General features: G+C 73.8%; 9 protein-coding genes and 1 pseudogene. 6 read left to right on the top strand and 4 right to left on the bottom strand.

The window, feature by feature from the left end; translation table 11 throughout:
- Positions 1 to 231: 231 nt before the first annotated feature.
- The gene (locus Q8791_RS27575) at positions 232 to 2,358 is read right to left on the bottom strand and encodes a prolyl oligopeptidase family serine peptidase (RefSeq protein ID WP_330094750.1); all 2,127 of its coding nucleotides are present in this window, start codon (positions 2,356 to 2,358) and stop codon (positions 232 to 234) included.
- A 217-nt stretch (positions 2,359 to 2,575) separates the two neighbouring features.
- Between Q8791_RS27575 and Q8791_RS27570 the strand changes: the two genes are divergently transcribed.
- Positions 2,576 to 3,076, top strand: coding sequence for a TspO/MBR family protein (locus Q8791_RS27570; RefSeq protein WP_330094749.1), 501 nt, complete (start codon positions 2,576 to 2,578; stop codon positions 3,074 to 3,076).
- A gap of 153 nt (positions 3,077 to 3,229) precedes the next feature.
- Here the strand turns inward: Q8791_RS27570 and Q8791_RS27565 are convergent, their stop codons facing one another.
- The gene (locus tag Q8791_RS27565) at positions 3,230 to 4,450 is read right to left on the bottom strand and encodes an ABC transporter ATP-binding protein (protein ID WP_330094748.1); all 1,221 of its coding nucleotides are present in this window, start codon (positions 4,448 to 4,450) and stop codon (positions 3,230 to 3,232) included.
- 612 nt (positions 4,451 to 5,062) lie between these two features.
- On the opposite strand from Q8791_RS27565, the gene lnt reads away from it, so the two are divergent.
- Together lnt and Q8791_RS27555 are read left to right on the top strand one after the other, a co-directional pair.
- Positions 5,063 to 6,781 carry an apolipoprotein N-acyltransferase gene (gene lnt / locus Q8791_RS27560; RefSeq protein WP_330094747.1) on the top strand — a complete coding sequence of 573 codons (1,719 nt, stop codon included), beginning with the start codon at positions 5,063 to 5,065 and terminating at the stop codon, positions 6,779 to 6,781.
- Between the two features lie 158 nt (positions 6,782 to 6,939).
- Entirely contained in the window at positions 6,940 to 7,518 is a 579-nt protein-coding gene (locus Q8791_RS27555; protein ID WP_330094746.1) for an FxsA family protein, read from the top strand.
- Between the two features lie 96 nt (positions 7,519 to 7,614).
- Here the strand turns inward: Q8791_RS27555 and Q8791_RS27550 are convergent, their stop codons facing one another.
- The gene (locus Q8791_RS27550) at positions 7,615 to 8,094 is read right to left on the bottom strand and encodes a nucleoside deaminase (RefSeq protein WP_330094745.1); all 480 of its coding nucleotides are present in this window, start codon (positions 8,092 to 8,094) and stop codon (positions 7,615 to 7,617) included.
- A gap of 119 nt (positions 8,095 to 8,213) precedes the next feature.
- On the opposite strand from Q8791_RS27550, the gene Q8791_RS27545 reads away from it, so the two are divergent.
- Positions 8,214 to 8,864, top strand: a complete 651-nt coding sequence (locus Q8791_RS27545; protein WP_330094744.1) for a class I SAM-dependent DNA methyltransferase — start codon at positions 8,214 to 8,216, stop codon at positions 8,862 to 8,864.
- Positions 8,865 to 8,951: 87 nt separating this feature from the next.
- Here the strand turns inward: Q8791_RS27545 and Q8791_RS27540 are convergent, their stop codons facing one another.
- A complete protein-coding gene (locus Q8791_RS27540; protein WP_330094743.1) occupies positions 8,952 to 9,368 on the bottom strand; it encodes a MerR family transcriptional regulator in 417 nt (138 codons plus the stop codon).
- 64 nt (positions 9,369 to 9,432) lie between these two features.
- Between Q8791_RS27540 and Q8791_RS31895 the strand changes: the two are divergent.
- Both Q8791_RS31895 and Q8791_RS27535 read left to right on the top strand, forming a co-directional pair.
- Positions 9,433 to 9,621: pseudogene (locus Q8791_RS31895) on the top strand (hypothetical protein); the annotation flags it as partial.
- A gap of 91 nt (positions 9,622 to 9,712) precedes the next feature.
- Positions 9,713 to 10,462 (top strand): NAD(P)-dependent oxidoreductase, encoded by a 750-nt coding sequence (locus Q8791_RS27535; RefSeq protein ID WP_330094742.1) that lies wholly within the window; start codon positions 9,713 to 9,715, stop codon positions 10,460 to 10,462.
- Positions 10,463 to 10,873 lie beyond the last annotated feature (411 nt).

Below are 10,873 nucleotides of genomic sequence, written 5' to 3'. Positions count from 1 at the left end.
ATGGGGGGCGCCGCCGGGCCCGGCGGCCCGGGCGGGGCGGCGCCCGGATTCCGGGATCAGATGAAGTCGGAACTGGAGTCGGTGCCGTCGCTGTCGCCGCCCGCGGTGATGTCGCGTGACGTCACGTCGGCCAGGTCCTCTACCTCGACCTCGATGGGGTCCATGTGCACCACACCTCGCTTTCTGTGTGCTTCTCGTGCCGTTTCCTCTGGCCAGGGCCGTCCGAGCGCGTCAGCGCCGGGACAGCCCCGTTCGGTGGGCCGCGAACGCGTGCGCGTCCGCGGCCAGTCCCACCGCGCGGCTGACCGCGCGCGGGCCGTGCCCGACGTCGCGTTCGTACCGGAGCAGGACCGGTGGGCGCCCCCGGTCGGGCGCCGCCTCCAGGAGCGCCGCGCACATCTTGCGCGGGTGGGCGGCGTCGGTGCGGGTGTCGCCGTGGAAGCCGGTGAGCAGGACGCTCGGGAAGCGCCGCCCTGACGGGCGCACGGCGCCGTCCAACGCCCGGTGGTAGGGGGAGTAGGACATCAGGGCGGCGAAGTCGTCGGGGTCGGCGGCGGTGCCGAACTCCCGTGTCCACATCCGGCCCAGCCCCATCCGCTCGAACCGGGCCATGTCCGCGAGCGGCGCGGAGGCGATCACGGCTCCGCACAGGTCAGGCCGGGCGGTCGCCGCGGCCAGGACGAGCAGCCCGCCGGCCGAGCCCCCGGACAGGCACAGCTGGCGCCGGGTGCACAGGCGCGCCGAGACGAGGGCGTCGGCGGCTGCCACGAGGTCCTCGACCGCGCGCGGTTTGGCGCGGCCGGAGCCGGCCAGGTGCCACGCGCGGCCGGCGTCGCCGCCCCCGCGGACGTGGGCGACGGCGTACCGTCCGCCGGAGAGCAGCCAGGCCAGCACCGTCGCGCTGAACCCGAACTGGCGCGGGCGGCCGAAGCCCCCGTAGGCGTGCAGGATGGTCGGTCCCGGACCGGGGGTCGGGGGCGCGTCGGCGACCGCCGCGTCGAACACGGTGACCGGGACCCTCGTGCCGTCCTCGGAGCGGCACCACAGCACGGTGCGCTCCACGGAGGGGGAGGGCGGGGCGTCCGCGGCGCCCGGCGGCCACTGGAGGGGCCGCGGCGCGTCCGGAGGCAGGCACAGGACCCGCTGCTGGGTGGCCACGTCCGCGTAGGCCAGGTACACCGAGCCGTCGGGGGCGGCCTCGGGGGTGGAGACCATGCCCTCGCCGGGCAGGTCTACCGGGTACAGGAGGTCGCCGGCGCGGGCGTCGTGGACGGAGGCCTCACTGATCCCCAGGCGCGTGCGCGACACGAACAGCGCCGGGACGTGGCGGTCCGCCCCGGGGGCGTCCTCCAGCGGTGTGCGCGGGAAGACCGCGAACGCGTCGAGGGTGGCGCCGCTCTCCTCGGGCACCACCTCGCGCCAGTGCTCCACGCCGGGCTCCTCGGGGGAGACCGCGCAGATACGGCGCCAGGGCGCGTCCAGAGTGGTGCGCAGGTACAGGAGACCGTCAGGGCCCAGCCGTGCCTCCGTCTCGCACTCAACGCCCACCTGGACGGGTCTGAGCGCGGGCTGCGCCGCACCGCCCCCGGACAGGTCGGCGATCCACAGGTCGGTGCGGTGGCCCGTGCCGTGGCCCTCGGAGACCAGGAGCCAGCGCTCGCCCAGGACGCGGACCCCGGGCACGGTGCCGGGGGCCGTGCAGGCGTGGACGAGCCTCTCCTCGCCGTCCCCGACCCGGCGCAGCCACACGCCGCGTACCCCCCGTTCGCCGTCGCGGCGCACGTAGAAGAAGGCGGGGGCGCCGTGGGGGGCCCAGGCGACGTGGGAGTAGCGCACCCCCGGCACCTCCGGTCCGCACGGGGCGCCGGTGGTGGTGCTGAGCACCCGCAGGGACCCGCGCTCCACCCCGCCGCGCGAGGTCTGCACGGCGACCATGGCGCCGCCGGGGCCGGGCTCCCAGGCGTCCAGGGTGGTGCGGCCGGTGGGGTCCTCGGCGGCGGGGTCGTAGACGGTGCGCGGGGGTGCGGAGCCGTTCAGGGCGACCAGGCGGGGGTGTTCGCTCCCGGCGGGGCGCACGGTGGCGAACGCGGTCCCGGCCCGGTGGACGGGGACGCTCCACAGGTCGGTGTCCACGAGGGAGCGGATGCCGTCGGCGAGGGGGGCGCGCAGGGGCCAGGTGGCGGCCTCGCGCTCGTACTCGCGCCGTCGTTCGTCCAGCCAGCGCAGGGTCGCGGGGGAGTCGGCGGTCTCTAGCCAGCGGTGGGGGTCGGGCACGGGGCGGCCGTGCAGGATGTCGACGGCGGGCACGGGGGCGGGGTCGGGGACGAGGGCGGCTCCGGGGGCTCGGTTGCGCACCATCACATGGTTCAGGTGGGCTGAGCGGACGGTCAAGCAACAGCTCCCTGGCCCGCGGCAACGCGAGTATGTCCGAGCAGTCAGGTTTGCGTGGGCCCCGCGGAGGCGCGGCGGGTCTGCTCGCCCGAGGGTGCGGCAGGTCCGAACGGGTAGGCCCCGAATGCGGGGCGAGCGGCCCCGCGGACCCATCGGGAAGCACGACGCAATCCGGGAGGAGATCATGGATGAGACGGTGGAGCGGCATCCGGCGTCGGCCGGACGCTCGGTCCTCGCCGCCGCGGGGTTCGCCGCGGCCGTCATCGCGGTCGCGGCCGTCGGCGGGATCGCGGCGAGCGGGTCGGGCGCGGTCTACGCGGGCCTGGAGCTGCCCGCCTGGGCCCCGCCGGCCTGGCTGTTCGGCCCCGTGTGGACCGTGCTGTACGTGGCCGTTGCACTGGCGGGGTGGCTGGTGTGGCGCGCGTCCGGCCTGGCGGGGGCGCCGGCCTTCTTCGCCGTCTACGCGCTCCAGCTCGTGCTCAACGCGGCGTGGACCCCGCTTTTCTTCGGCGCCGGACTGTACGGTGCGGCGTTCGCCGACATCGTCGCCCTGGCCGCGGCGGTGGCCGCCGCGGCCGTCCTGGGGCGCAGGCACAGCCTCACCGCGACGGTGCTGCTCGTGCCGTACCTGCTGTGGGTGGTCTTCGCCGCCGCCCTCAACCTCGCGATCGTGGCGGCGAACTGAGTTCCCCGTGTCCCGGGGCCGCCCCCCGGACGCGGGCGGGGCGGCCCCCCGCGTAGCGCGGGGGGCCGCCCCGTGGCGGGACGCCTCCGGAAGCCGGTGGGCCGACCGCGGAGCCGGACGGCGCCGGGAGCCGGGGTGCCCCAGGAGGTCCGGTCAGGAGTTGTCCGGGTGGCCGATGGCCAGACCGCTCTCCTGGTCGAAGAAGTGCAGCTGGCTGATGTCGATCGACAGGCTGATCGTGCTGCCGGGACGCACCTGGCTGCGGGGGCTCACCCGCGCGGTGAAGAGCGATCGGTCGCCGCCCAGGGGCAGTGCGGCCTCGGCGCTCTCCTCGTCGTCGCCCGCGGCGTCCCTGGCCAGCGCGGTGGCGTCCTCGTGGCGCACTGGCGGGGCGTCGACGCCGAAGATGATGTTGATCTCGGTGCCCAGCTCCTCGGTGACCCCGGCGGTCACCTCGATGCGCGGGTCGTCGTTGCCGGCGAACTCGGCGTCGTTGAAGTCCGAGGGGCGGATGCCCAGGATGACCGAGCGGCCCAGGTAGTCGCGCAGCTTCGGACGGGCGTCCAGGACCGACGCGGGGACCGGGAGCTTGTGCTCGGCGAACTTGAGGGTCGCCCCGGTGCCGTCGGCGGTCAGCTCGGCGTCGACGAAGTTCATGGCGGGGGAGCCGATGAACCCGGCCACGAACAGGTTGACGGGGGAGTCGAACAGGCGCTTGGGCGTGTCGACCTGCTGGAGGCGGCCGTCGCGCAGCACCGCGACCCGGTCGCCGAGGGTCATGGCCTCGATCTGGTCGTGGGTGACGTAGACCGTGGTGACGCCCAGGCGCTCGTGGAGCTGGTTGAGGGAGGCGCGCATCTGCACGCGCAGCTTGGCGTCCAGGTTGGACAGGGGCTCGTCCATGAGGAAGGCGCGGGGTTCGCGCACGATCGCGCGGCCCATGGCCACACGCTGGCGCTGACCGCCGGAGAGCGCGCCCGGCTTGCGCTTGAGGTAGGGCTCCAGGCCCAGCATCTCGGCCGCCTCCTGCACGCGGCGGGCGATCTCGGGCTTGGGGACCTTGCGCAGCTTCAGGCCGAAGGCCAGGTTCTGCTCGACGCTCATGTGCGGGTAGAGCGCGTAGTTCTGGAAGACCATCGCGATGTCGCGGTCCTTCGGCGGACGGTCGTTGACGATCTCGTCGCCGATGACCAGCGTGCCCTCGGAGATCTCCTCCAGGCCGGCGATCATGCGCAGGGCGGTGGACTTGCCGCAGCCGGACGGGCCGACGAGCACCATGAACTCGCCGTCCTCGATCTTCAGGTTCAGGTTGTCGACGGCCTTGACGTCGCCGCCGTAGATCTTGTCAACGCCCTCAAGGACGATCTCCGCCATGGTTTCAGCTCCCGCGCTGGGTCGAGGTGGGAGTGACGGGGATCTCGTGGCCGATGGTCCGCGTCACCCGGCCCGGTGTTTCCGAAGTTGATCGAAACGGGCCGATTTCCTGATCACATCAGACACGATCGTGATCGAAAAGTCCAGGCTTGGTCGGATGTCGATCCGATTGCGGTCACACACAAACTCCACCCGCCCAGCTGGCGTGGCGGCGTCAGGTGCGTTAGCCTGTCCGACGGTTCATCGCTATCTCCCCTCCAGACACTCGAAGCGGCGGTCACGACACGGCAGCCGGGTTGAGGCATCCGGTTGGGGAGTCTGGGTAACCTAACGACCAGTCCAGCACTGGACGGACCGGTTGTGCGTCCCCCGCTCGTCCGATTGGACGCTGCATCACGCGCCAGGTGCAGTTGGGATCGGGTGAGGGGCGGAGTACCGCGACCGGGCGGGGGGTTGGACCCGGAAAAGGCCCGGACATCCAGTAGACAACGGTCTTCCGAGCTCGCCGCCGACGGGACGGAGCCGGTCCGAAGGGTGGCTCGGGCCTTTTCCGCGTCCCCCCAATATGCTGACCGCAGGACTTCACCAGCCAGCGGAAAGCGAGCACCCCACGTGGTTGCCGAGCACACCGAGCAGGGCGACGCCCCCGGCTCCGACAGACCCGCGTCGCAACCGAGGGCGCCGCAGCGGACGGCGACCCCGGCTCGCCCGTCCTCCTTCCCCTCCGCACTGCCCCTGGGGCACCGCTGGGGACGTCGCGACCTGCTCTGGCGCACGCTCGCCGCGGCCCTCTCCGGCCTCGCGCAGCTCTTCGCCCTCCCGCCCTTCGGCCTGTGGTGGCTGGGCCCCCTCAGCGCCGGCCTGCTCTTCTTCGCCGTCGCCGGGACCCGCGTGCGCCGCGCCGCCTGGATCGGCGCTCTCGCGGGCGCCACCCTCATGGTGCCGCTCGTGCACTGGCAGGACATCTTCGGCGTGGACGTGTGGCTGGCCGTCGCCGGCCTGGAGATCTCCTACTTCCTGCCCATGGCCATGGGGCTGGCGCTCGTCATGCGCCTGCCCGGCTGGCCGCTGTGGACCGCGGCGCTGTGGGTGGCGCAGGAAGCCGTGCGCGCCCGCTTGCCCTTCGGAGGCTTCGCGTGGGGCAAGCTCGCCTTCGCCCAGCCGGACACGCCCTTCGTCGGCTACGCCGCCCTGGGCTCCTCCGCCCTCGTCACCTTCGCGGTCGCACTGACCGGGGGCCTGCTGCTGTGGAGCGTGCTGCGTGCCGTCTCCGCGCGCCTCGGCGCCGGGCCCTCGGCGGACGCGACGGGCGCCGGGGAGAGCGGGGCGAACAGTGCGCGCCGGCCCCGTGCCGGGTGGATCGCTTCCGCCGTCGGGCTGGCCGCCTGCGCCGCCGTCGTCGCCGGGGGCGCCCTCGCCCCGGCGATCGGCCGCCCCGCCGTCGACCACACCGTCACCATCGGCATGGTCCAGGGCAACGTGCCCAACATCGGGGAGATGTCCGTCCTCGGCAGGCGCATGGAGGTCCTCGGCAACCACGCGGACGGCGTCCACGACCTCGCCGCCGCCGTCAGGGCGGGGGAGTACCCCCAGCCCGACATGGTGCTGCTCCCCGAGAACGCCACCGACATCGACCCCTTCCGGGACCCGACCGCCCGCGAGGTCATCGACGCGGCGGCCGCCGACGCGGGCGTCCCCCTCCTGTGGGGCATGAGCCGGTTCAACGACGACGGCACCCGCCAGGTCAGCAGTGTCGTCTGGGACCCGGAGACCGGCCCCGGCGACCTGTACGACAAGCGCTACCTGGTGCCGTTCGGCGAGTACATCCCCTTCCGGGACTTCTTCACGCGGTTCGTCGACCGCCTCGAACAGGTCAGCTCCGACGCCGTGCCCGGCACCGAGCCCGGCGCCCTGGACGTGGGCGACACCACCCTGGCCGTCGGCATCTGCTTCGACGTCGCCTTCGACACGCCGGTGCGCGAGTCCGTGGCCGCGGGCGGGCAGGTCATCGTGATCCCCACCAACAACGCCAACTACAACTTCACCGGCCAGTCCGACCAGCAGCTCGCCATCACCCAGCTGCGCGCGGTCGAACACGGCCGCCCGGCGGTGGTCGTCTCCACCAGCGGCGTCAGCGCCGTGGTCGCCCCGGACGGGACCCTCTCCTACCGCTCACCCGAGGGCGAGCCCGACATCCACGTGGCCGAGCTCGACGCCATGGAGGGCACCACCGTGGCCACCCGGCTCGGCGCCGCCCCCGAGGCGCTCCTGAGCGCCCTCGGAGTCGCGGCGGTCCTGGCCGCGCTCGTCATCGCCCATCGGCGGGCCTGAGGCGCCTGGGAGCGCACGGGGCCCGCCTGTTCCGGCCGGGGCGACCGGGCGTGTTCGCTCACGGGTGAGAGGCCCCGGCGGGGAACCATTACGCACCCGGGGGCGTTTCTCCCAGTAAGGGAGGACCCGTTGGCCGACGACCCTGAGGATGGATCCGCATGCCGCTGCTGACACTGCTGGCGCTCATGGCGCTGCCGTTCCTCGAAGTGTGGCTGATGATCGTGGTGGGCGGCTGGATCGGCGTCCCCTGGACGCTGGCCGCGCTGGTCTCGCTGATGGTCCTGGGCGTGGCGGTGCTGCGCCGGGCCGGGACCAAGGCCTTCCAGGACGCGGACAAGGCCATGCGCTCCGGTGAGCCGCCGCGCGGCGGCCTGCTCGACCCGCTCATGCTGATGGCGGGGGGCGTGCTGCTCGTCATCCCCGGCTTCATCACCGCCGTACTGGGCCTCCTGCTGGCCCTGCCCTTCACCCGGCCGGCTCTGCGCTGGGCGTTCGCCGGATGGGCGCAGCGGCGGATGAAGAAGATGCAGGACCGCATGAACCAGGAGTTCGTCGTGCAGGGCGTCAACGTCCCCGGTCAGGGGCGCGCGGGCGACCCCTTCGGAGGCCGCCCCGGCGCCGACCCCTTCGGCCGGCGCCCCGGAGCCGACGGAACGGACGACGTACCCCCGACCGACCGCGGCCGCGTCATCCAGGGCCGGTTCGAGCCCACCGACCGCGACGGCACCTCCGACTGATCCATCCACCTCCCGGGGCAGGCGCGCTCCCGGGAGCGACGAGGCCCGCCGCGGATCGCCCCGCGGCGGGCCTCGTCACGTACCGGGCGGCCCGGGTCAGTCCCGGTCGTGGAAGTGGGCCTGGAGTGCGCGCACCTCCTCGGCGAGGGAGTCCACCGGGCCGTCCACCTCGACCCCCGGCACGACCTCGGTGATCGGCAGGGGGCGAACGGGGGCCGGGGGCAGTCCCCACTCCTCCAGCCAGGAGACCAGCTGCGCCGAGGAACTCGCGTACACGATCCGCCCGAGCCCCGCCCAGCCGTGCGCCGCCGAACACATGGCGCAGTGCTCCCCGGAGGTGTACACGGTCGCCGCGGCGCGCTCGGCCGCTGACAGGCGGGTCGTCGACCACCGGGCGATCGCGAACTCGGGGTGCTGGGTCCCGTCGCCGCCGGCGACGTGGTTGTGGTCCTCGAACAGCACGGAGCCGTCCGCCGCGACCAGCAGCGAGCCGAACGGCTCGTCACCCGCCGCCAACGCCTCGGCGGCCAGCTCGACCGAGCGCCTCAGGTGCCGCAGGTCGGTGTCGTCCACCATGCTCCCTCTCTCCTCACGCCGCGCTCCCTGGTCGCGGTCGGCGCCACGCTACCGCCGGTGCGTCCCGGGCGGCGAACCCCGGCGGTGTTCGTCCCCGGGGTCCGCTAAGGTGCCGGGCCATGACCGAACCCTCCTTCTTGACCCTCACCCGGACCGCCTACGACGCCGTCGCCGTCGAATACGCCGAACTGCACCGGGACGAGCTGTCGAAGGTCCCGCTCGATCGGGTGATGCTCGACCTGTTCGCCGCGCTGGTCCGCGCACGCGGCGGACCGGTGACCGACGTGGGGTGCGGCACCGGGAGGGCCACCGGGTACCTGGCGGGTCTGGGGCTGGACGTGTCCGGCGTGGACCTCTCCCCGGGGATGCTGGACGTCGCCCGGAACACCTACCCGGATCTGCCCTTCCGCGAGGGGTCGATGACCGGCCTCGACCTGCCGGACGCCTCCCAGGCCGGGATCTGCGCCGTGTACTCGATCATCCACGTGCCGGCCGAACTGCTGCCGGGGGTGTTCGCGTCGTTCCGCCGGGCCCTGGTCCCCGGCGGCGAGGTGATGGTCGTGTTCCAGGTCGGCGAGGAGCCCCGGCACATGGAGCAGGTACTGGGCCACCCCGTCGAACTGGTCTTCCACCGCCGCACGACGGAGCAGATCGCCGGACTCCTGGAGGAGGCCGGACTGGTCGTGCACACGCGGGTGGTACGCGAACCGGAGGGGGCGGAGCTGACGCCCCACGCCCACCTGTTCGCCCGCCGGCCGCTCGCGGAGTAGGGAAGGAGCGACCGGCCCCGGGACCTGTGCGGGCGCCCGGTGCCCGCGCCCGGCCTCCCCGTGGGCCGGGCGCGTGACCGGCGCGCCCTAGCTGTGGACGGGGGACGGCTCCGCGTCGTCCTCGGCGCAGGCGGGGTCGTCCGCGGTCTCCGGAGGGGCGGCCGTGATGAGGGTGTCCAGCACGTCGAGCGAGGCCGCGAGTTCGGCCACGGCGGCGCTGATCCGGTCGCGCTCCCTGTTGAGGTCGGTCACGAGGCCCGCGCAGCCCGGGGCCAGCTCCCCTTCGTCCTCGACCATGCACGGCAGCAGGTCCGCGATCACGGCGGTGTTCAGACCGGCTGCCAGGAGGGTGCGGATGTTCCGCACGGTGCGGACGTCGTCCTCCCGGTACTCGCGGTATCCGCTCGACTCATCGCGCTGGGGGTGCAGGAGTCCCTGCTTCTCGTAGTGGCGAAGGGAGCGCTCACTGGCTCCGGTCCGCCGGGACAGGGCTCCGATACGCACGTGACGACCACCACACAGGTTCCGGTTGACTCTGACACGGGTGTCAGACTCTAGCGTTTCGCACATGACAACGGACAACACCGCAGGACAGAGCACTGCAGGACACGACGAACCGGCACAGGACACCGTGAACCCGGGCGGGACGACGACGGAACAGCACGCCCTACGGGAGGACGGCGCCCCCGTCGCCCTCGTCGGACTGGGGCCCATGGGGGTGGCGCTGGGGGAGGCCCTGCTCCGGGGCGGGCACTCCCTCACGGTCTGGAACCGCACCCCGGGCAGGGCCGACGGCCTCGTCGCCCGGGGCGCCCGGCGCCCGGCGTGCGGCGACCGTCGCCGAGGCGGTGGCCGCCGCACCCGTCACGATCATGTGCCTCAAGGACTACGGGACCGCGTACGAGGTCCTCGACTCCGCAGGAGGGGCTCTGCGGGGGCGTACGCTGGTGAACCTCAACTCCGGAACCCCGGCGGAGGCCAGGGAGGCCCGGCGATGGGTCGGCGACCGCGGCGCCGACTACCTGGACGGCGCGATCATGGTGCCGCCGCCGCTGGTCGGAGAGTCCGGCGCCGTCTTCCTGTACAGCGGTCCGCAGGAGCCCTTCGACCGCCACCGGGCGGTGCTGGAGAGCCTGGGCGACCCGCGGCACCTCGGCGCCGACCCCGGCCTCGCGGTCCTGTACAACACCGCGCTCCTGGAGATGATGTACGCGACCATGAACGGGTTCCTGCACGCCTCGGCCCTGGTGGGATCGGCGGGTGTCCCGGCGGCCCGGTTCTCCGAACTCGCCCTCGGCTGGTTCATGCCCATGATCCTGGACGCCTCCTTCGCCGAGCAGGCCGCCGACCTGGACCGGGGGCACTACCCCGGTGACGACGGAACCCTGGAGATGAACCTCAACGCCCTCGAACACATCACCCGCACCAGTGAGGAACAGGGCGTCCACGCCGCCCAGCCGAGGCTGATGATGCAGATCGCCGAGCACGCCGTCGCCCGGGGCCACGGCGCCGACAACTACCTGGCCGTCTTCGAGGTCTTCAAGAGCGCGTCGCCCGCGCCGGACCCCCGGCCGGGAGGTTCCGCGACCGACCGGTGACGGTGTCTGCGCCGACCTCGGGGGCGGGGGCGGCCGCCCCCGCGCGACCGGCCCCGCCCCGGTCGGCCGTGCCCGCGCACAGGCAGCCGTGCCGGACGCGCTCCCGCGCGGCGAGTTCGCGCCCGTGGCCGGAGCGGGCGATGGCCCGGCGCGACCCCGCCGCGCCGGGCTGCCCGGAGCTGGTCGCCCCGGTCCGCGGGAACCGCAAGAACGTGCTGGAGTGGTTACCGGTATCAGGCAAAGGCTTTCCAGTCGTTGTGCGCCACGGGCGGTGTATGCGACGGCCTCTCCGTCCGGGGCTCGCCCGCGTCCGCCGCCACGGCGGGGCGACGGGCGGCGTCACAGATTCCCTGGGACACAGGGGCTTCGTGCCGTCCGGTCCACCGCCGACCCGCTTAACACGCTCGACTC

It is taken from the genome of Nocardiopsis codii, assembly GCF_036327455.1.
GTDB lineage: Bacteria > Actinomycetota > Actinomycetes > Streptosporangiales > Streptosporangiaceae > Nocardiopsis > Nocardiopsis codii.
This window is presented reverse-complemented; position numbering and strand designations above follow the sequence as displayed.

Coding starts and splice junctions, on each gene's coding strand:
- Q8791_RS27575 (WP_330094750.1), bottom strand. CDS start 2,358: ATGGTGCGCAACCGAGCCCCCGGAGCCGCCCTCGTCCCCGACCCCGCC.
- Q8791_RS27570 (WP_330094749.1), top strand. CDS start 2,576: ATGGATGAGACGGTGGAGCGGCATCCGGCGTCGGCCGGACGCTCGGTC.
- Q8791_RS27565 (WP_330094748.1), bottom strand. CDS start 4,450: ATGGCGGAGATCGTCCTTGAGGGCGTTGACAAGATCTACGGCGGCGAC.
- Q8791_RS27555 (WP_330094746.1), top strand. CDS start 6,940: ATGCCGCTGCTGACACTGCTGGCGCTCATGGCGCTGCCGTTCCTCGAA.
- Q8791_RS27550 (WP_330094745.1), bottom strand. CDS start 8,094: ATGGTGGACGACACCGACCTGCGGCACCTGAGGCGCTCGGTCGAGCTG.
- Q8791_RS27545 (WP_330094744.1), top strand. CDS start 8,214: ATGACCGAACCCTCCTTCTTGACCCTCACCCGGACCGCCTACGACGCC.